Origin of the sequence: Variovorax guangxiensis (assembly GCF_003952165.1) — a bacterium.
Taxonomy (GTDB): Bacteria; Pseudomonadota; Gammaproteobacteria; order Burkholderiales; family Burkholderiaceae_C; genus Variovorax; species Variovorax guangxiensis.
This window is the reverse complement of record NZ_RXFT01000009.1, coordinates 133,375-158,516: the sequence shown is the minus strand read 5'-3', so window position 1 is coordinate 158,516 and position 25,142 is coordinate 133,375. Positions and strand designations below refer to the sequence as shown.

The window sequence follows — 25,142 nt, the reverse complement described above, 5'->3', positions numbered from 1 at the left end:
TCGACGATGCGGCGCCGTGGGCCCGGCGCCAAGATGCCTCCACACACAGGAGACGCACCATGGCTGGTCCACTGCAAGGCCTTCGGGTGATCGAGATGGCGGGCATCGGCCCGGGGCCGTTCTGCGCGATGCTCTTCGCCGACATGGGGGCGGAGGTGATCCGCATCGAGCGGCCCGGCACCCGCACCGCGCCGCACGACATCCTCGCGCGCGGGCGCAGCACGCTGCAGGTCGATCTGCGCGCGGAAGGCGCCGCGCAATCGGTGCTCGACGCCATCGCCAGGGCCGACGTGCTCATCGAAGGCTTCCGTCCTGGCGTGATGGAGCGGCTGGGGCTCGGTCCCGCCGAGTGCCACGCGCGCAACCCGCGGCTGGTGTACGGCCGCATGACCGGCTGGGGCCAGCAAGGGCCGCTCGCGCATGCGGCGGGCCACGACATCAACTACATCGCCATCAGCGGCGCGCTGCACGCCATCGGCCGCGCGGGCGAGCCGCCGGTGCCGCCGCTGAACTACGTGGGCGACTTCGGCGGCGGCGCGATGCTGCTGGCCTTCGGCATCCTCGCCGCGCTGCACGAGGCCAAGGGCTCGGGCCAGGGCCAGGTGGTCGATGCCGCCATGACCGACGGCGCGGCGCTGCTCTCGGCCATGATGTACGGCTTCAGATCGGCCGGCCAGTGGAGCAACCAGCGCGGCGAGAACATGCTCGACGGCGGCGCGCACTTCTACGACACCTACGCCTGCGCCGACGGCAGGTACGTGGCCGTGGGCGCCATCGAGCCGCAGTTCTATGCGCTGCTGCGCGAGCGCTGCGGCATCGCCGACGACGCCGCCTTCGACGCGCAGATGGACGCCGACCGCTGGCCGCTGCTCAAGCTGCGCATGGCCGACGTGTTCCGCACCCGCACGCGCGACGAGTGGTGCGTGCTGCTCGAAGGCAGCGACGCCTGCTTCGCGCCCGTGCTCGACTGGGACGAGGCCCCGGAGCACCCGCACAACGTGGCGCGCGGCACCTTCGCCAACGTGGGCGGCGTGGTGCAGCCCGCGCCGGCGCCGCGCTTCAGCCGCACCGCGCCCGTGGTGCCGCAGCCCGCGGCGCGCGACGACGGCCCGACGGTGCTGCGTCGCTGGGGCGTGGCGGCGGAAGCCATCGCGCCCCTGTGCGGAGCTTGAAGAAGGAAAACGAGAACGGAGACAGCAACCATGTTCCTCACCCAACCCCTGCACAAGGGCCGGCGCGAGAAGTCGAAGGCCGCAGCCATCGTCTGCGGCGCCACGCGGCTGGACTTCGCCACGCTCGCCGATCGCGTCGCGCGCCTGGGCGCTGTGTTGAAACAGCTCGGCATGGGCAGCGGCGACCGCGTCGGCATGATGAGCCTCAACTCACACCGCTTCGTCGAATACTTCTTCGGCACCTGGTGGGGCGGCGGCGTGATCAACCCGGTCAACATCCGCTGGAACCCGAAGGAGGTCGCCTACTCGCTGGACGACTGCGACACCCGCATCCTGCTGGTGGACGACCTGTTCGTGCAGATGGTGCCGGCACTGCGCCAGCTCTCGGCCTCGCTGCGCACCGTGGTCTATTGCGGCGACGGCGGGGTGCCCGAGGGCATGGTGGGCTACGAGGCGCTGCTGGCGCAGGCCGAGCCTGTCGAGGACGCACCGCACCACTCCGACGAGCTCGCCGCCATCATGTACACCGGCGGCACCACCGGGCAGCCCAAGGGCGTGATGCTCACCCACGGCAACCTCTGCATCAACGCGCTGAGCACGGTGGCGGCCCTGCCGCGCGATGCGCAGAACGCGGTGGCCCTCGTCGCCGCGCCCATGTTCCACGTGGCCGGCTGCGGCGCCACCATCCAGAACATGCTGCGGCTCACGCCCACGCACGTGCTGCCGATGTTCGACGAGCTGGCGGTGCTGCAGGCCGTGCAGACCGCGCGCATCACCGAGATGTTCATGGTGCCGACGATGATCAAGCGCGTGGTCGAGCATCCGCGCTTCGCGGAGTTCGACCTGTCGAGCCTGCAGCTGCTGTTCTATGGTGCCGCGCCCATAGACGCTGCGCTGCTCGACCAGGCGATGCGCGCCATTCCCGGCGCCGCCTTCGCGCAGGTCTACGGCATGACGGAGCTGTCGCCCGTGGTCACCGCGCTGTCGCCGCACTGCCACCTGCCTGGCCCTGACCGGGATCGCCTGCTGCGTTCGGCGGGCACGCCGGTGCCCATCGCCGAGGTGCGCATCGTCGACGGCGAAGACAACGAGCTGCCTCCCGGGCAGGTCGGCGAGATCGTCGCGCGCGGCCCGATGGTGATGAAGGGCTACTGGAACAAGCCGCAGCAGACCGAGGCCGCGCTGCGCGGCGGCTGGATGCACACCGGCGACGGCGGCTACATGGACGAGCAGGGCTTCGTCTACGTGGTCGACCGCATGAAGGACATGATCGTCAGCGGTGGCGAGAACGTCTATTCGGCCGAGGTCGAGAACGCCATCGCGCAGATGCCGCAGGTGCTGATGTCTGCCGTGATCGGCGTGCCCGACGACAAGTGGGGCGAGCGCGTGCACGCGGTGATTGTGCGGCGCGAGGGCATGGCGCTGGAAGCCGAGGCCGTCATCGCCCACTGCCGCGAGCACATCGCGAACTACAAGTGCCCGCGCAGCGTGGAGTTCCGCGACGCGCTGCCGCTGTCGGCGGCCGGCAAGCTGCAGAAGTTCCAGCTGCGCGAACCCTTCTGGGCCGGGCGGGAACGGCGCGTCGGCTGAGGCCCGGGACGCAAGAATCAGAGAAAGAAAGCAAAGGAAGACAACATGGCCATCGATTTCCGCCGCTCGTGGAGCGACGAAGACCTGGAGCTGTACCGCGACAACGTGGTGCGCTTCATCGAGACCGAAGTGCTCCCGCACGACGAGGAAGCCCGCAGGCGCGGCCACGTGGGCCACGAGGTGTGGCGCAAGGCCGGCGCGCTCGGCCTGCTGTGCGCCGACATTCCCGAGGAGTACGGCGGCGCCGGCGGCGACTTCCGCCACGAGGCCGTGTTCTACGAAGAGATGTCGCGCCGCGCGCTCACCGGCATGGCGACCTCGGTGCACAGCATCGTGGCGCACTACTTCCTCAACCACGGCACCGAGGCGCAGAAGCGCCACTACCTGCCGCGCATGGCGCGCGGCGAGATGGTGGGCGCCATCGCCATGACCGAACCCGGCGCAGGCTCCGACCTGCAGGGCGTGCGCACCCGCGCCGAGAAGAAGGACGGCGGCTATGTCGTCAACGGCTCCAAGACCTTCATCACCAACGGCTTCCTGGCCGGCGTGGTGCTGGTGGTGTGCAAGACCGACCCGACGCAGGGCGCCAAGGGCACGTCGATCCTCATCGTGGAGACCGAAGGCTGCGAGGGCTTCCGCGTGGGCCGCGTGCTCGACAAGATCGGCATGAAGGCGCAGGACACCTCCGAGCTCTTCTTCGACGACGTGCGCGTGAGCTCCGACGCGCTGCTCGGCGGCGTGGAGGGCCAGGGCTTCTTCCAGCTCATGAGCGACCTGCCCTACGAGCGCACCATCATCGGCCTGAGCGCGCTGGCCACCATGGAAGGCGCCTACCAGGCCACGCTCGACTACGTGCGCGACCGCAAGGCCTTCGGCAAGCCGGTGGCCGAGTTCCAGAACACGAAGTTCAAGCTCGCCGAGATCGCCACGCAGATCAAGGTGGGCCGCGCCTTCATCGACCGCTGCATCGAGGACCTCGTGGCCGGCAGGCTCGATACCGCCACCGCCTCCATGGCCAAGCTCTGGGGCTCGGAAGCACAGGGCCGCGTGGTCGACGAATGCCTGCAGCTCTTCGGCGGCTATGGCTTCATGAACGAATACATGGTGGCGCGCATGTACGCCGACGCGCGGGTGCAGCGCATCTACGGCGGCACCAACGAGATCATGAAGGAGGTGATCGCCAGGGCGCTCTGAGCCCCGGCCGGGTCACGACAGCCGCCTGATTTCCGCCCGCGCGATCTCGCGGTGGGGATACGAGGGCGACAGGCCGATGAACTGCGTGTACTTCTCGCGCGCCGCCTCGGGGTTGCCCGCGTCCTCCAGTTCCAGCGCCTCCATCGTGAACTGGGTGAAGAGCCGGTTGGCGTCGCTTTCGCGCGATGTGGCGGCCAGCGTCTTGGGCTGCAGTTCCGGCTGCGCGGCGTAGATCTGGCGCTGCACCTCGATCACCTCGATCAGGGCGCGGCCGATGCGCTGGATGTTCTCGTCCACCGGGCCGAGGTCGGTGGCGTGTACTTCGGCCGCGGCCTGGTCCATCAGGTGCGACGCCACGCGCAGCAGCTGGTGCAGTTGCTTGTGCCTCATCGGCGAGCCGCTCCGCGCGCACAGCCGCTCCCTGGCTTCGCAGTCTTCGCGAAGCCTCTTTCTTGCAATGACCTCATCAGTTGTTCCGCCGCGCGCCGGATGCCGCTCGGGCTCCCTGCTCGGCTTTTCCTCTCTGCCGTTCTTCTTGGTTGCCGGTCGCCCGCCGCTTGTCGGCGAGCTGGTTCGCACGCTCGGCGATGGCCATGTTCTTCGCCACCTCCGCGCCGTATGTCTTCACCGAAAAGGCCTTGCTCACGCTGCCCTTGCCCGCCGTGTAGGTGATGGCCAGCCAGTAGCCGGGGTGGCTGGGGTTCGGCGTCTTGAAATGCACGCCGCTCACGCCGCTGGTGTTGTTGCGCCGGGTGATCTCGGATTTGGAGCGCTTGGGTTCGCGCGGCCCGGCGGGGTGGGCCGACAGGCCCATGCGGATCGCTTCCTCCGCCGGGTGGATGTGCGCCAGTCCCGTCATGCGCTTGAGCTGCAGCGCGCGTTCCTGGATCGCCAGCGCCTGCGCGGCGTCGCCGAGCTCGGCGACGGAAAAATCGGTGCGCAGGATCTCGTCGGGCGCGATGTAGGTCTTGGCCATCCAGGCCCGCACGCGGCCGCCCGGCGCGAGATGGTGGAACACGCCGGTCACGCCGGTGCTGTTGTTGGCGCGGGGCTTCTCGGCGCGCGCGCTGCGCGGCTGTGGCGGCACGCTGCGCACGATGTGGTCGCGCCAGTCCTGCGCATGGAGCAGCGCCTGTTCCGCGCCGCCATAGCTGGCCTTGCCGAACAGCCTGTGATGGCGCACGCCGTTGCGGACGATGGAAACTTCGAAACCCCAGGACCTGGAGTAGATGCCATACATGGCTGCCGGGTTCGGGACACCTTTGGGCATTCTCGACGTGATGCTGCTACTTCCGTACTCAGCATCGCCGATGCTGATTCCGATGGGCTCCCCGGCTTGCGCGTCTCGCTTCGGCGCGCATTTTTCGCAGCTATTCTGGCCGAAGCGCCGCCACGAATTCGCTCGCAAGCAACAGATCGGAAAAATATCTTCGCGGGAGCGCGCCGGGCGCGCATATCCGCCGGCAGCCGCGCCAACGGAGCCGGTCCCGGAAGCGGGTGGGTTCACTGCGGCGGCCTTGTCCCGCCGGCAGCCATGCCGTGCTGCAGCGAGGATGCCTGCGAAGGCTGGTCGAGCAGGAAGGGAATGGAAAGCGGCGGCGTCCTGGCGGCGACGTTGCTGTCCTGCTGCAGGAACGCGAGCTTCTCCTCGAGCTGGCGCTGGCGCTCCTCGATGGCCAGCTGCTTCGCCTTCTCGGGCCCGTGCTCCTTGATGGAGAAGGCCTTGCTCACGCTGCCGCGGCCGGCCGTGTACGTGATGGCGAGCCAGTAGCCCGGATGGCCCGGGTTCGGCGCCTTGAAGTGCACGCCGCTCACCCCGCTCGAATTGGTGCTGCGCCTGATCTCCGACTTCGAGCGCTTGGGGGCCAGCAGCCCGGCGGGAGCGGACGGCGGGCTCGTGCGGATGCTCTCCTCGGCCGGATGCAGCTTGGCGAGCCCGTCCATGCGCTCGAGCTGGCGCGCGCGCTCCTCGATGGCCAGCGCCTGCGCCGCCTCGCCCACCGTGTTCACGGGAAAGTCGGTGCGCAGGATCTCGTCCTGCCCGATGTAGGTCTTGGCGACCCAGGCCCGCACCCTGCCGCCGGGCGCGACCTGGCAGAACACGCCCGACACGCCCGTGGTGTTGTTGATGCGCAGCTTCTCGGCCCGCGTGCGCCGCGGCACCGGCGGCACGCTGCGTACCACGCCGTCGCGCCACTCCTGCGCCTGGCGCAGCGCCTGCGCGTCGCCGCCGTAGCTGGCGCGGCCGAACTGCTGGAAGTAGCGCTTTCCGTTTCGCACGATCGACACCTCGTAGCCCCAGCTGCGAGGGTAGATGCCGTACATGGCTGCGGGGTTGGGGATTCCTTTGGGCATGGTGCTTCGGCTTGAGTCCGCTCTCTGGTTCTTGCATGGCTTCCTGCCGGGCGCCTCGGGGTGCGGCGCCGGGCCGGGATTCCCATGCGCCGCGATGCGCCTTGCGCTATCGCGGCAGTTGGAACACAGAGGGAAATGCTAGGGACGCAGGCACCGGCGGGGTATCACCGGAATCCGTAGTTCAGGGGGTGCGCGGTGCCTGAAAAAGGCCGGATGTAAGGCTATCGGATGACACCGAGCCTGCGCGCGATCGCCACCGCCTGCGTCCGGCTCTTCGCGTCCAGCTTCATGTTGATGTTGCGCAGGTGCGTGCGCACGGTGCTGTCGGACACGAAGAGCTTCTCGGCCATCGCGCTGTTCGAGTAGCCCTCGGCCAGCAACTGCAGCACGCGGATTTCCTTGCGCGTGAGCGGCTCCTCGATGGCGTCGCCGGCCGGCGCTTCCGACTCGGCCGGTGCCGCCATCGGCCCCACGGCCTGCAGCAGGCGCTGCAGGTGGTCGGCGAGGATCGGGTCGCCGCCGCCTTCCTGCATCGCGGCGGCGCAGCGGTGCACCAGCGTGCCGACGGCCGGGCCCTCGTCGAGGATCAGCCGCATGAAGCCTTCCTGGCTCGCGGCCTGCAGCACCTCTGCGAACTCCTCGGTGGCGGCGGCCGGGTCGCCGGCGCGTTGCAGGGCGAGGGCGCGCAGCACCCTGAGCTTGAGCGCGCGGCGGTTGCGGGCCACGGCGAGCGCGGCGTGCAGTTCGGCGTCGAGCACCGAGAGCGCCATGCGCGCGTCGCCGAAGGCGATCTCCCAGCGCGCCTTGGCGAGCGCCAGATAGTCGAGGTCGTGCGCGGGCAGGCGCTGGCGGCGCTCGCGTTCCCACAGGGTGGGGTCGTCGGCGCGCAGCAGCTCGTCGTGCGAGGCCGGGCCGTTGCCCTGCAGCAGCAGCATGCGCGAGCGCTCCAGCTTGGCGCCCGCCACCACGCGCGGCAGCTGGCGCGCGTGGCCCAGGTACTCGAGCTCGGTGAGCGCCTGGAAGGCCGCGTCGATGTCGCCCACGTGGAAGGCCAGCCTCGAGCGCATCGCGTGGCTCAGGATCATGTGGTCGGGCAGCCCCACGTCGCGCGCCAGCGGCAGGTAGACGTTGAGCAGCCGCTCGGCCTGCACGAGCTGGTTGGTCTCGTAGACGGCGCCCGCATACAGCACGCCGGCCCATGCATTGCCGTGGCTGTGGTTGTACGACACGGCATGCGTCGAATCGACTGCCATGCGCAGCCGCGCGGTGGCCTGCCGCAGCCGGCCTTCGTGCAGGTCGAACAGGCCCGCAAGCGACTCGGTGTACATGCGGTTGAAGGCGCTGTTGCCCTGCTCGCGCCGCGCGGCGTCGAGCAGCCGCCGCGCCTCGTGCTGGTCACCGCGCACCGCGAGGATGTGGGCCATGGCGTTGAGCAGCACGCTGTCGGCGAAGGCCAGGCCGGTGGGCAGGCGCGCCAGGCTCAGGCGGCCGGCCTCGTAGGCTTCGTCGTGGCGGTCCTGCATGGCCAGCAGCAGCGGCACCAGCGTGTGGGCGCTCGCGCGCACCTCGGCGATGGGGCTGTCGAGGCAGCCCGATGCGTCGAGCTGCCGCATCGCGTCCCATGGGCCGTGGGTGAAGCAGGTGGCCCACAGCGAGATCGGCTGCAGGAAGGGGTGCTCGCGCAGCTGGTGCTCGGGAATGGCCGAGAACCAGCGCGCCAGCAAGCGCATGCGGCCCTCTTCGAGGAACTGCGCGGCATGGTGATCGAGCAGATTCAGCGCATGCGGATGGTCGCCGCCCTCGATGGCGTGGTCGATGGCGGGCACCGGGCGGCCGTGCGACTCGTACCAGCCCGAGGCCGCGAGATGCAGGCGCGCCGGCTCGCCGGGCATCTCGCGCGCGAGCTGGGCGCGAAGGAAGTCGGCGAAGAGGCTGTGATAGCGCCACGCGTCGCCGTCGCCGCTCATCACCGTCGTGAGGAAAAGGTTCGACGCGGCCAGCCGCTCGAGGATGGCCGCGCAGTCCACGCGCGGGCACAGCGCCTGGCACACCGATGCGTCGAGCTGCCGCAGGATGCTGGTGCGCAGCAGGAAGTCGCGGATCTCCTTCGGCTGGTGCGCGAGCACGTCCTCGGCCAGGTACTCGGCCACCGCGCGGTCGGAGCCCGAGAAGCGCTCGACAAAAGCAGTGGCGGTGGCGGTCTCGGTGCCGGTGCCAGTGCCAGTGCCGTGGCGTTCCAGCGCCATCGAAGCGAGCCAGATCGCCGCCACCCAGCCCTCGGTCTTGCGGTGCAGCAGCGAAAGCATTTCGGGTGGCAGCGCCTGGCGCGGGCCGAAGAAGGCGCCGGTCTCCTCCAGGCTGAAGCGCAGCCGGTCGGTGTCGATCTCGGTGAGCTGCCCGCGCGCGCGCAGCCGGCCCAGGCCCAGGTCGGGCAGGCTGCGCGAGCCGATCACGATCTGCCCCCGGCGCGGCAGGTGCTCGACGATCTCGCGCACCAGCCCCAGCACGGCCGGCTCCTGCACCCGCTCGAAGTCGTCGAGGAAGAGCGTGAAGGGCGACTCGTGCGCCGCCAGCGCGGCCACCGCGTCGAAGGGGTTGCTGTTGTTGCCGCGCGCCTCCTCCACGCCCAGGCGCTGCACGGCCTCGGCCAGGCAGTCGAGAAAGCGCGAGACGTCGTTGTCGGCCCGGTCCAGCGTGAGCCACGCGGTGGCGATGCCCCGGGCCTCCATGCGCTCGCGGATCTGCGCCATGGCGGTGGTCTTGCCGAAGCCGGCCGGCGCGCGCACGAGCACCAGCTTCACGGCCGCCGAGGCGACCTCCTCCCCGATCGCGGTGCGCGGCACCTGCGTGGCGACGAAGGCCGGGGGATTGAGCTTGGTTTCGAGGATGCGGGGTGTGGGCGGCTGCATGCGGCGCTGAAATCCCGTCGTTTCCGACGATGTGTGCGGCCGATTCTGCTTCCTAAACTGGATGTGGACAAACCATTCAAGACACCTCAAGGACACCAGCAGATGCAACTCGATTCCAGCATTGCGGCCGTCGTCACAGGCGGCGCCTCGGGCCTGGGCGCCGCCACCGCGCGCCGCCTCGCGGGCCACGGCGTGAAAGTCGCGCTCTTCGACCTCAACGCCGAGCAGGGCGAGGCGCTGGCGAAGGAACTCGGCGGCATCTTCTGCAAGGTCGACGTCACGTCGGAGGAACAGGTGGACGCCGCCTTCGCCAGGGCGCGCGCCGCGCACGGCCAGGAGCGCGTGCTGGTCAATTGCGCCGGCACCGGCAACGCGGTGAAGACCGCCAGCCGCGACAAGGCCACCGGCGAGATCAAGCACTTTCCGCTCGCGAATTTCGACCGCATCATCCAGATCAACCTGGTCGGCACCTTCCGCTGCATCGCCAAGTCGGCCGCCGGCATGCTCACGCTCGGCATGCTGCAGGACGGCGAACGCGGCGCCATCGTCAACACCGCCTCGGTGGCCGCGCAGGACGGCCAGATGGGGCAGGCGGCCTACACCGCATCGAAGGCCGGCATCGTCGGCATGACGCTGCCCATCGCGCGCGACCTGATGAGCGAGGGCATCCGCGTCAACACCATCCTGCCGGGCATCTTCGACACGCCGCTGCTGCAGGGCGCGCCCGACAACGTGAAGGCGGCGCTGGCGGCGTCGGTGCCGTTTCCGAAGCGCCTGGGCAATCCGGCGGAATACGCGACGCTGGCGGAGCTGATGATCACCAACGGCTACTTCAACGGCGAGAGCGTTCGGCTCGACGGGGCCATCCGCATGGCGCCGCGCTGATCCGATCCCTACATCCACACAGATACAGACAGGAGAACTCGCATGCCCGAAGCATTCATCGTCGCCGCCGCGCGCACCGCCGGCGGCCGCCGCAACGGCCGCCTCGCCGGCTGGCACCCGGCCGACCTCGCAGCGCAGGTGCTCGACGCGCTGGTGGAGCGCACCGGCGCCGACCCGGCGCTGGTCGAGGACGTCATCATGGGCTGCGTCGACCAGGCCGGCGAGCAGTCTTCCAACATCGCGCGCAACGCGGTGCTCGCTTCGAAGCTGCCCGAATCGGTGCCGGCCACCTCGGTCGACCGGCAGTGCGGCTCGTCGCAGCAGGCGCTGCACTTCGCGGCGCAGGCCGTGATGTCGGGCACCATGGACATCGTGATCGCCGCCGGCGTGGAAAGCATGACGCGCGTGCCCATGGGCATGCCCGTCACGCTGCCGCTGAAGAACGGGCTGGGCTTCTACGTGAGCCCGCTCATGGCCAGGCGCTACCCCGACGTGCAGTTCAGCCAGTTCACCGGCGCCGAGATGATCGCGAGGAACTACGGCATCGAGAAGGACGAGCTCGACCGCTATGCGCTCGAGAGCCACAGGCGCGCCATCGCCGCCACCAGGGCCGGCCACTTCGAGCGCGAGATCGTGCCCGTGGCGGTGCGCATGGCCGACGGCGCCGAGCCCGGCGAGCAGCACACCGTCGACGAAGGCATCCGCTTCGACGCCACGCTGGAGAGCATCGCGGCCGTGAAGCTCATCGCCGAGGGCGGGCGCTGCACCGCGGCCACCGCCAGCCAGATCTGCGACGGCGCCAGCGGCCTGATGGTGGTCAACGAGCGCGGCCTGAAGACGCTGGGCGTGGAGCCGCTCGCGCGCATCCACCACATGAGCGTGATGGGGCACGACCCGGTGATCATGCTGGAGGCCCCGCTGCCCGCCACGCAGCGCGCGCTGAAGAAGGCGGGCATGAAGATCTCCGACATCGACCTGTACGAAGTCAACGAGGCCTTCGCGCCGGTGCCGCTGGCCTGGCTGCAGACGCTGGATGCCGACCCTGCGCGGCTGAACGTGAACGGCGGCGCGATCGCACTGGGGCATCCGCTGGGCGCGTCGGGCACCAAGCTCATGACCACGCTCGTGCACGCGCTCGGCCAGCGTGGCAAGCGCTACGGCCTGCAGACCATGTGCGAGGGCGGCGGCATGGCCAACGTGACCATCGTCGAGCGGCTGTGACGGCCTTGGAGCAAGGCATGGGTCCCGTGGATGAAGACCCCATCCTGTGCGAGCGCGAAGGCGATGTGGAGATCGTCAGCCTCAACATCCCGAAGCGGCTCAATCCGCTGACGGCCGGGCTGCAGCAGGCGCTGCGCGACAGGCTCGCGCAGCTGCGCAAGGAAGGCGAGGCGGGCACGGTGCGCGCGCTGGTGCTGACCGGCGCGGGCAAGTCCTTCTGCGTGGGCGCAGACCTGTCGAGCATGGGCCCCGGCGGCGGGGACGGCAGCATCGGCCAGCGCACGGCCGATGCGATGGAGGCGCTGTCGAACCGGCTCATCGAGGACCTGCGCGGCATACCCTTTCCGGTGGTGAGCGCCATCAACGGTCCGGCGGCGGGCGCGGGTGTCGGCGTGGCGCTGGCGGCAGACGTGGTGATCGCGGCGCGCTCGTCCTATTTCTACCTGCCCTTCATGCCGAGACTGGGCATCGTGCCCGACCTGGGCACCACCTGGTTCCTCGAACGGCTGGTGGGCCGCGCGCGGGCCGTGGGCATGTCGCTGCTCGGCGAGCGGCTTTCGGGCGAGCAGGCCGCGCAATGGGGCCTGGTGTGGGCCTGCGTGGACGATGCCGAACTGCGCGCGCAGGCCGTGTCGGTGGCGCAGCGGCTCGCGCGGCTGCCTGCGCATGCGGCGCGCGAGATCCGCGCGGTGTACGAGTCTGCCGCCGGCCAGCCGCTGGTGGCGCAAATGCGCCACGAGGCGCAGCGCCAGCGCGAACTGCTCGACCGGCCCGAGTTCGCCGAGGGCGTGAGAGCCTTCCTGGAGAAGCGCGAGCCGGTGTTCCGAAAGGCCTGAGCAGCGCCCCGCCCGGGCCTGCGGAACCGGGCCGCGGGATAGGGGTTGGCCGATGCCAACATAATCGGGCTCCATGGGCGCATCGCCATCCATCCTCGATCCTCGATCCGTCATCCTGCTGGCCGGCGTCATGGGCGTCGTGATGGCGCTCGTGGTCTTCTTCATGCAGCGCAGCTACCCGCGCAGCATCCAGGGCCTGGCCGAATGGGCGCGGGCGCCGCTGGTGGCGTTCGTGAGCACCATGCTGTTCGCGGCGCGCGGCTACTTCCCCGACTTCCTCACCATCGTCGTCGCCAACTTCGTCCTGTACCAGGCCTGCATCCTCTACTACGCCGGCAGCCAGAAGTTCCTGTTCGGCCGCAGCGACACCCGAGGCTGGACGGTGCTGAACTGCGTCCTGGCGGTGGCGCTTTTCTGGTTCGGCATCGTGAAGCCCGACTTCGAGATGCGGCTGCTGTTCGTCACCCTGGCGGTGTCGGCGCTGTTCTTCCGGCATGCGCTGCTGTACATGCGGCACACCGGCCGCGTGTTCGGCAAGCGGCTGATGACGGGGCTGCTGCTGGCGCAGGCGCTGGTGGCGGCCCTGCGCTTCGTGTCGGTGGTGGCGGGCATGGCGGGCAGCGGTCTCATGGAGGGCTCCTGGATCCAGTCGCTCTACATCAGCATGTACTCGTTCACCGTGCTGCTGCTGACCATCGCCGCCATCCTGATGGCCACCGACCGCGTGCACACCGAGTTCGAATACCTGGCCACACGCGACCCGCTGACCGGCGCGCTCAACCGCCGCGCGGTGCTCGACGCCTGCGAGGGCGCCTTCACCTCGGGCGAGCGCCGCGGCGCGCTGCTGATGGTGGACCTGGACCACTTCAAGGACATCAACGACCGCTTCGGCCACCAGATGGGCGACGCCGTGCTGCGCGAGGCGGTGCACCGCATGCAGCGCGCCATCGGCGACAAGGGCGTGCTCGGCCGCTACGGCGGCGAGGAATTCGTCGTGCTGCTGCCAGAGTCCGGCAAGGCCGAGGCGATGGAAATTGCGGCGCGCCTCAGGCAGGCCGTGGGCGAGCCCTTCCCGGCGGATTCGTCCATGGCCGTCGTCGGCTCGATGGCGGTGAGCATCGGCGTGGCGGCCGGCGAGAGCAGCTCCGGCGGCGCCGGCATCGACGACGTGCTGGCGCTGGCCGATGCGGCGCTGTATCGCGCGAAGGCGATGGGGCGGGATCGCGTCATCGCAGCGGCCTGATCCGCAACGACGGCCGGGAGCTTGTCAGCCGGCGCCCTCTCGGTTCATTCCGGCGTACTCGCGTCGAGCGTTGCTGCGTCGACGCGCGGGGCATTGCAGCTTGCGCAGTAGCGGGCTGCAGGTGTGCGAAGCGGTTTGCCGCACTCATGGCATGGCGGGCCATAAAGGCTCAGGCGGTGATGCAGGATCGCATTCGGGTTGGTCTCCCTGTAGCCGGTGATGCGTTCGTAAGCCGCCACCGTCAGGTAGCCGAGCCCGCGCTCACGGGCTTCGGCAAGGCTGCAGCCGGTTTCTTCACGGTACTGCGTCATCTGCGCGATGTAGCCCATCGGATGGGCGACCTGCCACTCTTCCTCCGTGAGCATCGGCATGTCGGTCTGGCAACGCCAGCAGTAGAGGGTTCGGGGCATGGGATGAATGCCGTGCGGGTTTCGGTCGCGATGATTCGCCGCATTCTGCCCGCGTCACCCGAGGCTGCCATGTCGAAGCGCGTGCCGCTTGCGTCGCTCCCCACCTCACCGCCCCGCTCGCCAGCACGATCCCCGGCAACATTCTGCGCGCCGAGGGGCACCGGCGGCCTATTTCCCGCTGTCTTCGTCGCCCCAGCGCCAGCGCGGCGGCTCGCCCTTGAGCCAGCAGACCGCCACCAGCGCGAGGGTCGGAATCGCGAGGCCGGGGAAGAAGCGCAGCGGCTCCTGTTCGGGATGAAGCGAATACACCGCCGTCAGCACCAGCGCGGCGTAGACGGCGACCACCACCCAGCCTTGCCAGCGATTGGGAAGCCCCCAGCCCCAGCCGTGGCGCTTGGCGGGAAACCAGTAGGGCTGTTGTTGTTTCTGCATCGAATCTCTCCTGGTCGACCGGGGCTGCCCCTGCGTTGTTTGGGTGGCTGCGTCGTTCCTTGCGGAACCCGGGCGGATTCTGTCCGCCTTGCCTGAAGAGATCCTGAGCGCGCGAACGCCGGCTCGCTCAGGCGAATGGGAATGGTCCGTCCATCGCACCGATGTGGCTGACATGGCTCACCATGCCGTGGTTGTCGCTCCACAGGTGCAGCATGCAGCCCGGCCGTCCCATGTACGAGGCCGGCGCCGCGCCTTCGGCCAGTTGCAGCGCGATCTCGGTCGTGCTGCTCGGGCAGGCGCACACGGCGGTGCCCGCCCAGCGCCGCAGCATCGTGCGATGCACGTGGCCGCACAGCACCAGCTCGATGTTGGGGGCGCCGCGCACGATGGCTTCGAGCGGCGGGGTGTCCGTGTAGCGGTACGTGTCCATGTAGGGGATGCCGCTGACGAAGGGCGGGTGGTGCAGCATCAGCAGCGTGGGTTTGGCGCGGTGGGCCTCCAGCGTGCGCTGAAGCCATGCGAGGCCCTGCGCGTCGACGCCGCCGTGGTGCAGGCCGGGAACGCACGAGTCCAGTGCCACGATGCGCACGGGGTGCTCGTCGATGCAGTAGTGCAGCGCGCCCTCGGCCGGCAGGTAGGCGTGGTCGGCGAAGGCGGTGCGGAAGTTCTCGCGGCGGTCGTGGTTGCCCGGGATCACGAGGTACGGGATCTCCAGCTTCGCGAGCAGGCGCCGCGCCTGCTCGTATTCCTCGGGGCGGCCCTCGTCGACGAGGTCGCCCGTCAGCAGCACGAGATCGGGCCGGCGGTCCAGCGCGTGCAGGTGGTCGATGGCTTCCCCGAACATGCGGTTCGAGTCGGCCACGCCCTGGTAGAGCTGGCCTGCGGGGCGGATGTGCGGGTCGGAGATCTGTGCGATGAGCATGCGGCGTCTCGTGCTGTTCGTTGTGCCACGAGGGCTAGCACGATCCGTTCCGCTGCGAGCATCGCGCTCAGATGCCGATGAACTCCGCCACCTCCGACAGCGTTGCGCGCTCGGTGACCAGCGCATCGAGCGGCCGGCTGCGGTCCGCGTAGCCGATGGCCATGCCGGTGAAGAGCATGCGCTCGGGCGGCAGGCCGATGAAGCTGCCGATGGTCTGCGGGTAGATCGCCCAGCATTCCTGCGGGCAGCTGTCCAGGCCTTCGGCGCGCAGAAGCAGCATCACGTTCTGCAGCAGCATGCCCAGGTCGGACCACTGCGGCGGGCCCATGCGGCGGTCGACGCTGCAGAAGAGCGCGAGCGGCGCGCCGAAGAACTGGTAGTTGCGCGCGAACCATTCGCGGCGCGCGGCCTTGTCCTCGCGCGGAATGCCCAGGCGCGCGTACATCGCCTCGCCCACTGCGAAGCGGCGGTCGCGGTAGGGCGCGACCAGCTCGCGCGGGTAGATGTCGTACTCGCTGCCTTCGCCGGCGGGCGCTTCCTTCACGCGCGTGCGCATGATGGCCTTGAGCTCTGCGAGCTTCTCGCCACCCACCACGTGCAGGTGCCAGGGCTGCAGGTTGCCGCCCGAAGGCGCGCGCAGCGCCTGTTCGATCACGCGGCGGATGACTTCGCCGGAGACGGGCGTGTCGAGAAACTCGCGCACCGAGCGGCGGGTGGCGATGGCGTCCTGAACGTTCATTCCAAAGTCCTCTTGGGGGTCGATGCTAGGGGCAACCCTCGGATGGCCTCAATCGTCTCTTCCGACGATGCCGCACGGCATGGCCGCTGCCTAGCATCCGGCCAGCGTACAGGAGACAAGACATGTTCGGATTGATGCAAGACCGCCCGCTGCTGATCTCGTCGCTCATCGACTACGCGGCCACCTTTCATCCGCATGCGGAGATCGTGGGCCGCACCGTCGAGGGACCGGTGCACCGCACCGACTACGCGCAGATTCAGCGCAGCGCCAAGCAGGTGGCCAATGCGCTGAAGACGTTGGGCATCGAGAGCGGCGACCGCGTGGGCACGCTCGCGTGGAACACCTGGCGGCATCTGGCGCTGTACTTCGGCGTGTCGGGCTCAGGCGCTGTGCTCCACACGGTGAACCCGCGGCTCTTTCCGGAGCAGATCGACTACATCGTCAACCACGCCGAGGACAAGGTGCTGTTCTTCGACACCACCTTCGCGCCGCTGGTGGAGAAGCTCGCGCCCGCGCTGAAGTCGGTGCGCGCCTTCATCGCAATGACCGACCGCGCGCACATGCCGGCCATCGACGTGCCCAACCTGCTGTGCTTCGACGAACTCGTCGGCTCGCAGAGCGAGCAGTACGAGTGGCCCGAGTTCGACGAGCGCACCGCATCGTCGCTTTGCTACACCTCGGGCACCACGGGCAATCCGAAGGGTGTGCTGTATTCGCATCGCTCCACCGTGCTGCACTCGCTGATGGAGTGCGCGCCCGACACCTTCGGCGTCAACTCGCAGATGACGCTGCTGCTCGCGGTGCCGATGTTCCACGCCAACGCATGGGGCATGCCGTATGCGGCGGCGATGACCGGCATGAAGCTGGTCATGCCCGGCCCGCACATGGACGGCCAGAGCCTGTATGAGCTCATGCGCGACGAGAAGGTCGGCTTCTCGCAGGCCGTACCCACCATCTGGCTGATGCTGTTCCAGTACTTCGACGCGCACCCCGAGATCGACACGCGCGCCATCGGCCTCAAGCGCATCGGCGTGGGCGGCGCCGCCACGCCACGCAGCATGATCGAGCGCTTCGAGCGCGACTTCGGCGCCGACTTCGTGCAGGGCTGGGGCATGACCGAGACCAGCCCCATCGGCGTGATCGGCAACCTGCTGCCCAAGCACCTCTCGATGCCCAAAGAAGAGCAGACGCGCGTGAAGATGCGCCAGGGCCGCGGCGTGTGGGGCGTGGAGCTGAAGATCGTGGGAGAAGACGGCCAGCGCCTGCCGCACGACGGCAAGGCCTTCGGCCATCTGCACGTGCGCGGTCCGTGGATCGCGAGCGGTTACTTCAAGGGCGAGGGCGGATCGGTGCTCGATGCCGAAGGATTCTTTCCGACGGGCGACGTGGCCAACATCGACGAGGACGGCTACGTGCAGCTGGTCGATCGCGCGAAGGACGTCATCAAGTCGGGCGGCGAGTGGATCTCGTCCATCGACCTCGAGAACGCGGCGAGCCTGCACCCCGCGGTGGCCGAGGCGGCGGTGATCGGCATCGCGCATCCGAAGTGGCAGGAGCGTCCGCTGCTCATCGTGGTGAAGCGTGCGGGCATGGAAGCCACTCGCGAGGAACTGCTCACATTCCTCGCCGAGCGCGTCGTGAAATGGTGGCTACCGGAAGACGTGGTCTTCGTCGACAGCCTGCCGCATACGGCCACCGGCAAATTGCTGAAGACAAAGCTGCGCGAACAGTTCAAAGGTTACGTTGCGACGACATCCGTTTGACAGTTCAGTGACTTGTTAGATTTTTCTGTGGACAACTCTGTGAGTTGTGGGTGGAGGCTGGGAGGCGGAGCGAGAACTGGCGTGGCTTCCCACCACGTTGCCTCTTGAATAGGCACCCGGATCGGTGTGCTCGCCGCGTGTAGACCAAAGGCCCAGGGCTCGCGCGAATGTATGCAAACCGGAGGGCTCGGCGCATGCCGGCCCGTTCGCGATCTTCCGGATGCCGCGAAACTACTTGGCGGCGCCACGCGCGAGTTGCGCCCGTCCGAACGGTGTGATGCGCCGGATCACGGCGAGCTCCTGCGGCGATCCGTCAGCGTCCTTCCAGGCGAGCCCGGGGCTGATGGCCGCATCGACGAACCCGGCCTGCTTCAGTACGTCGACGCAGCTGATCTCCTGCGGATCCTCCACCCGCAGGGGGAAGGCCGAACGTTCTATGGCGCGCAGGTAGTCCAGTGGCTCCAGGCGCGTCTTCGCCTTCTTTCTTCTCGATGCCGGGTCGGTGCCGCCGCGGTGGCCGCGCAGCTTTTCGATCTCGGCATGCCCTTCCTCCGTGATGCAGACCACCAGCGCCGCCTGCGCCAGCCTGTAGCTGCCGTGGTCGGTGTCGAAGGCCGGATCGATGGCCGCTTCGATGAGGCCGGTGGCCTTCAGGACGGACACGCGCCGCACGTCCTGCGCGTCGGTCACGTGCATCGGCAGGTTGGCATGCTCCAGATGGAGAAGGTATCTGAGCGGCACTGAAGGACCCCTGTGATCACCTCCCTCGGCCTTCGATGCCGCGCCGTGCCGACCAGCCGGAGCCGGGACGGCGAGATCGCCTCCCGGCACCCTGGACAACTCATGCGCCCCGGGGAACCCCGGCCCACGAAGGAGCCGGCCGGCGAGGGGATGGATTGTGAATATTTGTCAACAATTCTTCTGATCTCCGGGGGTGAGCGCCATCACCGAAAAAGGGTATTCCCTCTGGCCTGTCCCGGCGCAAGGGTGGCTGGCCGCGCGGGGCGGATTCAGTGCTTGTGCCCGCCATGCCCCGCCGGCTGCGCCGAGGCATTCAGCGCCCGCACCGGCGCCTTCACCTCCAGCGTCTCGCGCTCGCCGTCCTTGCCCTCGAAAGTGAGCGTGAGCGGTACGGTGTCGCCTTCCTTCACCTGCTGCTTGAGGTCGAGCAGCATCACGTGATAGCCGCCGGGCTTGAGCTCGACGGTCTTGCCGGCCGGCAGCTCGAGCTCGGGGATCTGGCGCATGCGCATCACGTTGTCCTGCATGGCCATCTCGTGCACTTCGACGACCGGCGTGACGGGCGAGCTGGCCGAGACCAGCTTCGTGTCTTTCGCGGCGCTGAGCTGCATGAACGCGCCGGTGGCCTTCTGCTGCGGCACGGTGGCGCGCACCCATGCGTCCTTGACGGTGACCTGCGCGTTCGCCGCATGCGCGGTGAGCAGCGCGGCGCTGGTGATGGCGAGGATGTGTGCGATACGGTTCTTCATGATCTTGATCTCCTTGGTTTGAATCTGTGTGCGATGGCGCAGGCCCTCAGGCGGACCGCAGGATCTTGCGCAGGTCTTCGGCGCACTCCTGCGCGCTCTGCTCGTGGCGCAGCACGATGCGGATCTTGCCCTTGGGGTCGAACACATAGCTGAAGGCCGAATGGTCCATGGTGTACGAGGAGCCGGTGGGCACCTTCCGGTAGAACACCTTGAAGTCCTTCGCGGTCTCGCTGGTTCGCTGCATGTCGCCGTACAGGCCGATGAAGCTCGGGTCGAAGGCCTGCGTGTAGGCCTTGAGCACGACGGGCGAGTCGCGCTCGGGATCGACTGTGACGAAGATCACCTGCAGGCGCTCGCCGTCGCTGCCGAGCAGCTTTCTGATCTCGGCCGCGCGCACGAGAGCGGTGGGGCAGACGTCGGGGCATTGGGTGAAGCCGAAGAACATCATCACGGCCTTGCCCTTGAAGTCGGCCAGCGTGCGCTCGCGGCCGTCGGCGTCGGTCAGGCGGAAGTCTGTCGCGTAGCTGGCGCCGGTGATGTCGACGCCGTTGAAGCGGGTGGGCAGCACCTTGTCGCAGGCCGCGAGGGTCGTGAGCGCGGCGAGGCTGCCGCCTGAGAGCAGCAGGCGGCGACGCGTCGGCTGGCTGGATTCTTTTATGGTCATTGAATGGACTCGCTCCGGCGCCTGTCCGGGCGCCGATGGATTCGTTGCACAAGCGCATGCGATGGATGAGCGACAGGCCTCGTATGGAGGCCCGCCGCGGCATCACGCGTGCGGGAACTGGGGAAGAAGCCTCAGAGGAGCGAGGGAGGCCCGCGTGCCGGCAGCGGCGCCGCGGTGGCTGCTGCGATGTGCGCGGACGGAGTCGGCCGTGGCACGCGGGCCGCTGGCGGGAGCACCGGCAGCTCGACGATGGGCGTGGTCGCCGGCGGGGCGCCGGTGAGCACGCACAGCGGGCAGTCCATGTGGCCCGCGCCCAGCTCCTGCGCGCCGTCGTCGGTGTGCACGATGGCCTTGAGCGATCCGGCGTTCGAGCAGACCAGTTCTACCGCCTGCGGATGCACGAGCGGGGAGGCGACGGCCGCGCCGAGCGACAGCGCGAACCACAGCAGCACCCACCGGATCAGCCCGGCGGCCGGGCGCCGCAATCCCTTGCCGAGGCGGTCAGGCGTGGGTCGAAGGGGTGGCGCAGGCATCGTCCGGATTATCGGCCAGCCTCGCGCGGCAAAGAAAAAAGCCTTGCAAGTCGTTGACCTGCAAGGCTTTTTCGGTTGTTTTGGTGGCTCTTCACGGACTCGAACCGCGGACCTGTGGATTATGATTCCATCGCTCTAACCGACTGAGCTAAAGAGCCGTTCGGTGTGTTGCTCACCGAGCCCGCGATTATAGCCCAGACTTTTGCGGCCGCTCAACCACCCGACGGCAACCTGCCCAATTCTTCGGAAACCAGCCGCACGATCAGCTTGTCCAGCGTCTGCACAGAATAGTTGCCGACGTCGTGCACGGTCTGCGTTCCCGGGCCGCTCGCCGGGTTGGCCGCGTCCTTGTAGGTGAGGAACACGAAGCGCCCGCCGGTGTACTGCGCAATCTGGCGCTGGATGTATTCGCCCTGCTTGTCCAGGCCCGATGCGCCCACGCTGAACACCTTGATGCCCTTGCCCAGCGCGGCGACCATGTCGTCGTCGTATTGCGGGCCGCCGTAGTCGAGGTGCGGCGGCGCGTCGGCCAGAAGCACCACGAGGCGCGTGGTGTCGTTGCCGCGCCAGCTCAGCTTGTGGACGGTTTCGTTGAGCGCCTCGTTCATCGCCTCCGGGTAGTCGCCGCCGCCCGCGGCGCGCAGCGCGTCCAGCACGCCCTGGAAGCCGTCGAGGTCGTTGGTGAAGTCGTGGCGGCGCACGAGGAACTCGTCGCCGCGGTCGCGATACGCCACGAGGCCGAAGCAGGTGTCGGGGCGGCTGGGCAGCCTGGCGACCTGGTCGGCGATGGTGCGCAGGGTGGCCTTGAGCTTGGCGATCTCGTCATCCATCGAGCCGGTGGCGTCGATCAGGAAGACCAGGTCGAGCCTCGCGCGCGCGGGCACGGCGCCCGGCTTGCCGCCCAGCACCACGTCGACCGCGTTCTTCTGGCCGCGCTGCAGAAAAACGGTGCTCTGGCGGCCGTTCTTGCGCACGGTGACTTCATAGACCGCGCTCTGCGCCTTGTCGAAGGCGTTCGGATGCAGCCACGCGCGCCCGCCCGAATCGGTGCGGGCCCACATGGCGGCGCCGTTGGCGGCCTGCACGGCCACTTCGGCATCGGGCACCACCGCGCCGCGCGCATCGCGCACCTGCAGCAGGTAGCGCACGCTGATGTCGCGCTCGCGATGGGGAACCTGCGTGCGGCCGTGGAAGGCCAGGTATTCGCTGAAGTCGGCGTTGTCGTCGACCATGCCGGCGGTGACGGGTTCGTTGGCCGGGCGCTGGGCTTGCACAGGCGCTTGAAGCTCGCCGGCCGCGCGAGCCGCGGGGGCGGGCGCGACGGGTGCTACCGGGGCCGGCGGCGCCTCCGCGATGGCATCCGCGAGAGCCGCTCCAGCCGGTGCCGACTTGGCCGCTGGCGTCGCCATCGGCTTTGGCGTCGTGGGCGAAGGCACGACCGCAGGGCTCGCCCTGTATTCCTTCGACAGCTCGGCGTACCTGCGCTCTTCCCGCGCGCCCGACACGCGCGGCATGCCCGGCGTCTCGTAGGTCCGCACCGGCCGTGCGCAGTGCGTGGCGGAAGGGGCATCGAAGTTCGGCACCGTCTGCGTCGGCAGCGTGCGGCTGTCGGGCGCGGGCGTCGGCCAGCGCACGGAGCTTCCGATGGCGGGCATTTCGGTGGCGCCGCTGGCGCCCAGCAGCAGCTGGGCGCACAGCAGCACGACGAGCGGGCGGCTGAACCGGTAAACGAAAGGCTGGGTCATGGAAGCACTCCGGGTGGTTGGGTGCTGGCTGATACGGCCTGCTTGCGCCGTCGGGGTTAGCCGGCGGCGAATTTTTTGCCGCCTCGAACCCCGGTGCGCCTCTTCGCCCGTACAAGCTCGGGTGAAAATCCTCCGATGTCCGCGCTTCCCCGCGCCCCTTCAGCCAAGAACGCCCCCGAGCGCCAGGCCATGCCCGACGATCAGTTGATGCTGGCCTACGCGCAGGGCGACGCTGCCGCGTTCGACGTGCTCTATGCGCGCCACGAGGGCGGGCTGTTCCGCTTCGTCAAGCGTCTGCTGGGTGCGCGGCTCGCGGCGCAGGCCGACGAAGTGTTCCAGGACACCTGGGTGCGGATCATCTCGGCGCGCGAGAGCTTCTCGCCGCAGGGCGCGACGTGGCGCACCTGGGCCTTCACCATCGCGCACAACCTGGCCATGGACCGCCTGCGCGTGAGCGGGCGCGAAGTGACGCTCCAAGCGCATGCGGACGATGACGACAGCCCCGTGCCCACGCTCGAACACGGCGTGCGCGGCGCGGCAGCCGATGCGGCATCGCATCCCTCGGCCGAGGAGCTCGCGTTCTGGCGCGCCGCCGGCCGACGCCTGCTCGCGTGCCTGGACGAACTCCCGGCCGAGCAGCGCGCCGCGTTCCTGCTGCACCATGAAGACGGCCTGACCGTCGAGGCGCTGGCCGCGAGCCTGGAGATCGGCTTCGAGACCGTACGCAGCAGGCTGCGCTACGGACTGCAGAAACTGCGCGGCTGCATGGAGCGCTACCTGTCGGTGCTGGAGAAGCGGGCATGAGCGGCGGCAACAACGACAACTCCGGGTTCGACGACCTGCGCGACCCGGCGTTGCGCCGCGCGCTCGACCATGCGCCAGACAGCGAGGCCACGCCCCATCCGCGCACGCGCGAGGCGATCCTGAAGATGGCGCACAACCTCGCCGCCGCGCCTGCCAACGCAGGCCCCGCAGCCAACAACGCGAGCGCAGCGCCCTGGTGGCGCCGTCTCTTCGGTGGCGGCGGGCCGCATGCGCGCATGCCGTGGAATGCCGCCTTCGCCACCGTGCTGGTTGCCGCCTTCGTGACGGTGCTCTGGCACAAGGAGCCCGTGCCGGATGCGCGACTCGATGGCGAGGCGCGGGTGGGGGAAGCGACTGCACCGGCTCCGGCACAAGCGCCTGTCGCGCCGCCTGCACCTGCTGCACCGAAGCCAGCCGAGCCTCCCGCAGAGGCTGCCGCCGCGCAGGCAGAGACGCAGGCGGTACCCGCAGCAGCAGCGCCGGCACCCGCAAGAGCGCCCGCAGCAGCAGCGCCGGCACCCGCAAGAGCGCCCGCAGCAGCAGCGCCCGAATCGGGACCGCGTGCCAGGATTGCGCGCGAGTCGGCAGACTCGTCCGCCAAACGGGCACCCAAGGAGGCCGCCAACACGGCTAGCGCGGATGCCGTGCGGAAAGCAGAGCCGGCGCCTCCGCTGTTGCAGGCGGCGCCTGCCGCGCCTGTTGCTCCGGCTCCCGTCGCGCCGCCCGCGCCATCTGCGTCGATCGCACCCGCTCCGCCGCCTCCGGCCGTGGCCGAGCAGGCTGCGCCGGCACCGCTGCCCACGCCCATCGCGCGCGACGAGCGTCGGGAAGCGCAGGTGGAAGGCGAACAGCGGCGCCGTGCCTACGCGGCGGCCGCCCCGGCAGTGCCGCCGTCAGCCGTCGTTCCTGCGCCCGCACCCGGCGCCGCGCCGACGTATCGCGAACCGCTCCAGGACTCTGCGCCTGCGCTCGCCCAGCAGGACAACGCCCGCGCGGGTGCCTCCGGCGCGGTGCGTCCATCCGCACCGGCTCCTTCGGCGGCCAAGGCCATCGCGCCGCGAGGCGCGGCGTCTTTCTCGGCCCTGGATCGTTGGACTTCCCTGGGCTTCACGCGCAACGGCGAGAGCGTGCGCCGCGAGCGCGGCGACATCGAAGGCTTGGCGGCGCTGGTGGGCACCGTGGCGCGATCGGCCACGGCGCCCGACGAGCCGCTGGCCGCGCCGGTCGAGGCGCGGCTCGAGCTCTATCGGGGCAAGTCGCTGGTCGCGGTGCTGGAGATCGCCGGCGACCAGGTGCGCTGGACGCCGCAGCCCGGCGGCGCGGCGCTGGTCGGCACGCCGCCGGCCCAGGCGCTCGACGCGCTGCGTTCGCTGCTGCAGCGCTGACTGAGCAATTCCGCCGTCAGGCGTTCTTGAAGTCGGGCTGGCGCTTGGTCAGGAAGGCGTCCATGCCTTCCTTCTGGTCCTGCGTGGCGAACAGCGCGTGGAACAGGCGGCGCTCGAACATCACGCCGTCGCTCAGGCCGCTCTCGAAGGCGCGGTTGACCGATTCCTTGGCCGCCATCACCGAGATCTGCGAGAAGCCGCAGATCACCAGCGCCGCGCCCAGCGCCTCGTCGGCGAGCTTCTCGAAGGGCACCACGCGGCTGACGAGGCCGGCGCGCTCGGCTTCGGCCGCATCCATCATGCGGGCGGTGAGCACCATGTCCATGGCCTTGCTCTTGCCCACCGCGCGCGGCAGGCGCTGCGTGCCGCCGGCGCCGGGGATCACGCCGATCTTGATCTCGGGCTGGCCGAACTTGGCGTTGTCGGCCGCGATGATGAAGTCGCACATCATCGCCAACTCGCAGCCGCCGCCCAGCGCGAAGCCGGCCACCGCGCCGATCACCGGCTTGCGGATGGAGCGGATGGTTTCCCAGTTGCGGGTGATGTAGTCGCCCTTGTAGGTGTCGATGAAGCTGTACTTGGCCATCGCCGCGATGTCGGCGCCGGCGGCGAAGGCGCGCTCGCTGCCCGTGAGGATGATGCAGCCGATGGCGTCGTCGGCGTCGAAGGCCTTGAGCGCCTGGCCCAGCTCGGTCATGAGCGCGTCGTTCAGCGCGTTCAGGGCCTTGGGGCGGTTGAGGGTGATGATGCCGACCTTGCCTGCTTCGGTCCGCACTTCGATGTTTTCGTAGCTCATGGTGTCTCCGGGGGAACGGGAAAGGGGAAGAAAAACGCGCTTCACTATACCCAG

24 protein-coding genes and 1 tRNA gene are annotated in these 25,142 nt (G+C 69.3%); 10 read left to right on the top strand and 15 right to left on the bottom strand.

The window, feature by feature from the left end:
* Positions 1-59 precede the first annotated feature (59 nt).
* From EJP67_RS21135 to EJP67_RS21125, 3 genes are read left to right on the top strand one after another with little or no spacing between them, the layout of a single operon-like run.
* Complete coding sequence (locus tag EJP67_RS21135; protein ID WP_126023665.1) at positions 60-1,172, top strand: CaiB/BaiF CoA transferase family protein; 1,113 nt, start codon at positions 60-62, stop codon at positions 1,170-1,172.
* Between the two features lie 30 nt (positions 1,173-1,202).
* Positions 1,203-2,762: a long-chain-fatty-acid--CoA ligase gene (locus EJP67_RS21130; RefSeq protein ID WP_126023664.1), complete on the top strand. Its 1,560-nt coding sequence runs from the start codon at positions 1,203-1,205 to the stop codon at positions 2,760-2,762.
* A 45-nt stretch (positions 2,763-2,807) separates the two neighbouring features.
* Positions 2,808-3,956 (top strand): acyl-CoA dehydrogenase family protein, encoded by a 1,149-nt coding sequence (locus EJP67_RS21125; protein ID WP_126023663.1) that lies wholly within the window; start codon positions 2,808-2,810, stop codon positions 3,954-3,956.
* A gap of 12 nt (positions 3,957-3,968) precedes the next feature.
* Here the strand turns inward: EJP67_RS21125 and EJP67_RS21120 are convergent, their stop codons facing one another.
* The 4 genes from EJP67_RS21120 to EJP67_RS21105 form a co-directional block, all read right to left on the bottom strand.
* Complete coding sequence (locus tag EJP67_RS21120; protein WP_126023662.1) at positions 3,969-4,346, bottom strand: hypothetical protein; 378 nt, start codon at positions 4,344-4,346, stop codon at positions 3,969-3,971.
* Between the two features lie 76 nt (positions 4,347-4,422).
* Positions 4,423-5,226 (bottom strand): AP2 domain-containing protein, encoded by an 804-nt coding sequence (locus tag EJP67_RS21115; protein ID WP_311737042.1) that lies wholly within the window; start codon positions 5,224-5,226, stop codon positions 4,423-4,425.
* 233 nt (positions 5,227-5,459) lie between these two features.
* The gene (locus EJP67_RS21110) at positions 5,460-6,311 is read right to left on the bottom strand and encodes an AP2 domain-containing protein (protein ID WP_240650735.1); all 852 of its coding nucleotides are present in this window, start codon (positions 6,309-6,311) and stop codon (positions 5,460-5,462) included.
* A gap of 221 nt (positions 6,312-6,532) precedes the next feature.
* Complete coding sequence (locus EJP67_RS21105) at positions 6,533-9,220, bottom strand: winged helix-turn-helix domain-containing protein (protein ID WP_126023661.1); 2,688 nt, start codon at positions 9,218-9,220, stop codon at positions 6,533-6,535.
* A 102-nt stretch (positions 9,221-9,322) separates the two neighbouring features.
* Between EJP67_RS21105 and EJP67_RS21100 the strand changes: the two genes are divergently transcribed.
* The 4 genes from EJP67_RS21100 (at position 9,323) to EJP67_RS21085 (ending at position 13,405) form a co-directional block, all read left to right on the top strand.
* The gene (locus EJP67_RS21100) at positions 9,323-10,105 is read left to right on the top strand and encodes an SDR family NAD(P)-dependent oxidoreductase (RefSeq protein WP_126023660.1); all 783 of its coding nucleotides are present in this window, start codon (positions 9,323-9,325) and stop codon (positions 10,103-10,105) included.
* Positions 10,106-10,147: 42 nt separating this feature from the next.
* Entirely contained in the window at positions 10,148-11,326 is a 1,179-nt protein-coding gene (locus EJP67_RS21095) for an acetyl-CoA C-acetyltransferase (RefSeq protein ID WP_126023659.1), read from the top strand.
* Between the two features lie 17 nt (positions 11,327-11,343).
* The gene (locus EJP67_RS21090; protein WP_126023658.1) at positions 11,344-12,162 is read left to right on the top strand and encodes an enoyl-CoA hydratase-related protein; all 819 of its coding nucleotides are present in this window, start codon (positions 11,344-11,346) and stop codon (positions 12,160-12,162) included.
* Positions 12,163-12,235: 73 nt separating this feature from the next.
* Positions 12,236-13,405, top strand: coding sequence for a GGDEF domain-containing protein (locus tag EJP67_RS21085; protein ID WP_126023657.1), 1,170 nt, complete (start codon positions 12,236-12,238; stop codon positions 13,403-13,405).
* A 44-nt stretch (positions 13,406-13,449) separates the two neighbouring features.
* Here the strand turns inward: EJP67_RS21085 and EJP67_RS21080 are convergent, their stop codons facing one another.
* The 4 genes from EJP67_RS21080 to EJP67_RS21065 form a co-directional block, all read right to left on the bottom strand.
* Complete coding sequence (locus EJP67_RS21080; protein ID WP_126023656.1) at positions 13,450-13,815, bottom strand: hypothetical protein; 366 nt, start codon at positions 13,813-13,815, stop codon at positions 13,450-13,452.
* Positions 13,816-13,983: 168 nt separating this feature from the next.
* A complete protein-coding gene (locus EJP67_RS21075) occupies positions 13,984-14,247 on the bottom strand; it encodes a hypothetical protein (RefSeq protein WP_126023655.1) in 264 nt (87 codons plus the stop codon).
* Between the two features lie 127 nt (positions 14,248-14,374).
* A complete protein-coding gene (locus EJP67_RS21070) occupies positions 14,375-15,169 on the bottom strand; it encodes a phosphodiesterase (protein ID WP_126023654.1) in 795 nt (264 codons plus the stop codon).
* 67 nt (positions 15,170-15,236) lie between these two features.
* Entirely contained in the window at positions 15,237-15,908 is a 672-nt protein-coding gene (locus tag EJP67_RS21065) for a nitroreductase (protein ID WP_126023653.1), read from the bottom strand.
* Positions 15,909-16,030: 122 nt separating this feature from the next.
* On the opposite strand from EJP67_RS21065, the gene EJP67_RS21060 reads away from it, so the two are divergent.
* Positions 16,031-17,671, top strand: coding sequence for a long-chain-fatty-acid--CoA ligase (locus EJP67_RS21060; protein WP_126023652.1), 1,641 nt, complete (start codon positions 16,031-16,033; stop codon positions 17,669-17,671).
* Between the two features lie 231 nt (positions 17,672-17,902).
* Here the strand turns inward: EJP67_RS21060 and EJP67_RS21055 are convergent, their stop codons facing one another.
* The 6 genes from EJP67_RS21055 to EJP67_RS21030 all read right to left on the bottom strand — a co-directional run bounded on the left by EJP67_RS21055 (position 17,903) and on the right by EJP67_RS21030 (position 22,103).
* Positions 17,903-18,412: a hypothetical protein gene (locus EJP67_RS21055; RefSeq protein WP_240650734.1), complete on the bottom strand. Its 510-nt coding sequence runs from the start codon at positions 18,410-18,412 to the stop codon at positions 17,903-17,905.
* 269 nt (positions 18,413-18,681) lie between these two features.
* Positions 18,682-19,161: a copper chaperone PCu(A)C gene (locus EJP67_RS21050; protein WP_206169537.1), complete on the bottom strand. Its 480-nt coding sequence runs from the start codon at positions 19,159-19,161 to the stop codon at positions 18,682-18,684.
* Between the two features lie 46 nt (positions 19,162-19,207).
* A complete protein-coding gene (locus EJP67_RS21045) occupies positions 19,208-19,825 on the bottom strand; it encodes an SCO family protein (protein ID WP_126023651.1) in 618 nt (205 codons plus the stop codon).
* 131 nt (positions 19,826-19,956) lie between these two features.
* The gene (locus EJP67_RS21040) at positions 19,957-20,358 is read right to left on the bottom strand and encodes a DUF2946 family protein (protein ID WP_165909670.1); all 402 of its coding nucleotides are present in this window, start codon (positions 20,356-20,358) and stop codon (positions 19,957-19,959) included.
* A gap of 81 nt (positions 20,359-20,439) precedes the next feature.
* Positions 20,440-20,516, bottom strand: a tRNA-Met gene (locus tag EJP67_RS21035).
* A 54-nt stretch (positions 20,517-20,570) separates the two neighbouring features.
* Positions 20,571-22,103, bottom strand: a complete 1,533-nt coding sequence (locus EJP67_RS21030; RefSeq protein WP_126023650.1) for a VWA domain-containing protein — start codon at positions 22,101-22,103, stop codon at positions 20,571-20,573.
* 135 nt (positions 22,104-22,238) lie between these two features.
* Between EJP67_RS21030 and EJP67_RS21025 the strand changes: the two genes are divergently transcribed.
* Positions 22,239-22,907: a sigma-70 family RNA polymerase sigma factor gene (locus tag EJP67_RS21025; RefSeq protein WP_126023649.1), complete on the top strand. Its 669-nt coding sequence runs from the start codon at positions 22,239-22,241 to the stop codon at positions 22,905-22,907.
* Complete coding sequence (locus EJP67_RS21020) at positions 22,904-24,292, top strand: hypothetical protein (RefSeq protein WP_126023648.1); 1,389 nt, start codon at positions 22,904-22,906, stop codon at positions 24,290-24,292. The genes EJP67_RS21025 and EJP67_RS21020 overlap by 4 nt, the downstream gene beginning before the upstream one ends.
* Before the next feature lie 16 nt (positions 24,293-24,308).
* Here EJP67_RS21020 and EJP67_RS21015 read toward each other — a convergent pair whose 3' ends face one another.
* Complete coding sequence (locus EJP67_RS21015; protein ID WP_126023647.1) at positions 24,309-25,088, bottom strand: enoyl-CoA hydratase; 780 nt, start codon at positions 25,086-25,088, stop codon at positions 24,309-24,311.
* Positions 25,089-25,142 lie beyond the last annotated feature (54 nt).

Bases quoted from the DNA above. Each gene is read 5' to 3' on its own strand.
- EJP67_RS21015 (WP_126023647.1), bottom strand. From the start codon at position 25,088: ATGAGCTACGAAAACATCGAAGTGCGGACCGAAGCAGGCAAGGTCGGC.
- EJP67_RS21135 (WP_126023665.1), top strand. From the start codon at position 60: ATGGCTGGTCCACTGCAAGGCCTTCGGGTGATCGAGATGGCGGGCATC.
- EJP67_RS21085 (WP_126023657.1), top strand. From the start codon at position 12,236: ATGGGCGCATCGCCATCCATCCTCGATCCTCGATCCGTCATCCTGCTG.
- EJP67_RS21105 (WP_126023661.1), bottom strand. From the start codon at position 9,220: ATGCAGCCGCCCACACCCCGCATCCTCGAAACCAAGCTCAATCCCCCG.
- EJP67_RS21110 (WP_240650735.1), bottom strand. From the start codon at position 6,311: ATGCCCAAAGGAATCCCCAACCCCGCAGCCATGTACGGCATCTACCCT.
- EJP67_RS21090 (WP_126023658.1), top strand. From the start codon at position 11,344: ATGGGTCCCGTGGATGAAGACCCCATCCTGTGCGAGCGCGAAGGCGAT.
- EJP67_RS21080 (WP_126023656.1), bottom strand. From the start codon at position 13,815: ATGCCCCGAACCCTCTACTGCTGGCGTTGCCAGACCGACATGCCGATG.
- EJP67_RS21120 (WP_126023662.1), bottom strand. From the start codon at position 4,346: ATGAGGCACAAGCAACTGCACCAGCTGCTGCGCGTGGCGTCGCACCTG.
- EJP67_RS21030 (WP_126023650.1), bottom strand. From the start codon at position 22,103: ATGACCCAGCCTTTCGTTTACCGGTTCAGCCGCCCGCTCGTCGTGCTG.
- EJP67_RS21100 (WP_126023660.1), top strand. From the start codon at position 9,323: ATGCAACTCGATTCCAGCATTGCGGCCGTCGTCACAGGCGGCGCCTCG.
- EJP67_RS21060 (WP_126023652.1), top strand. From the start codon at position 16,031: ATGTTCGGATTGATGCAAGACCGCCCGCTGCTGATCTCGTCGCTCATC.
- EJP67_RS21065 (WP_126023653.1), bottom strand. From the start codon at position 15,908: ATGAACGTTCAGGACGCCATCGCCACCCGCCGCTCGGTGCGCGAGTTT.
- EJP67_RS21040 (WP_165909670.1), bottom strand. From the start codon at position 20,358: ATGCCTGCGCCACCCCTTCGACCCACGCCTGACCGCCTCGGCAAGGGA.
- EJP67_RS21025 (WP_126023649.1), top strand. From the start codon at position 22,239: ATGTCCGCGCTTCCCCGCGCCCCTTCAGCCAAGAACGCCCCCGAGCGC.
- EJP67_RS21095 (WP_126023659.1), top strand. From the start codon at position 10,148: ATGCCCGAAGCATTCATCGTCGCCGCCGCGCGCACCGCCGGCGGCCGC.
- EJP67_RS21075 (WP_126023655.1), bottom strand. From the start codon at position 14,247: ATGCAGAAACAACAACAGCCCTACTGGTTTCCCGCCAAGCGCCACGGC.
- EJP67_RS21070 (WP_126023654.1), bottom strand. From the start codon at position 15,169: ATGCTCATCGCACAGATCTCCGACCCGCACATCCGCCCCGCAGGCCAG.
- EJP67_RS21130 (WP_126023664.1), top strand. From the start codon at position 1,203: ATGTTCCTCACCCAACCCCTGCACAAGGGCCGGCGCGAGAAGTCGAAG.
- EJP67_RS21045 (WP_126023651.1), bottom strand. From the start codon at position 19,825: ATGACCATAAAAGAATCCAGCCAGCCGACGCGTCGCCGCCTGCTGCTC.
- EJP67_RS21125 (WP_126023663.1), top strand. From the start codon at position 2,808: ATGGCCATCGATTTCCGCCGCTCGTGGAGCGACGAAGACCTGGAGCTG.
- EJP67_RS21020 (WP_126023648.1), top strand. From the start codon at position 22,904: ATGAGCGGCGGCAACAACGACAACTCCGGGTTCGACGACCTGCGCGAC.
- EJP67_RS21115 (WP_311737042.1), bottom strand. From the start codon at position 5,226: ATGCCCAAAGGTGTCCCGAACCCGGCAGCCATGTATGGCATCTACTCC.
- EJP67_RS21050 (WP_206169537.1), bottom strand. From the start codon at position 19,161: ATGAAGAACCGTATCGCACACATCCTCGCCATCACCAGCGCCGCGCTG.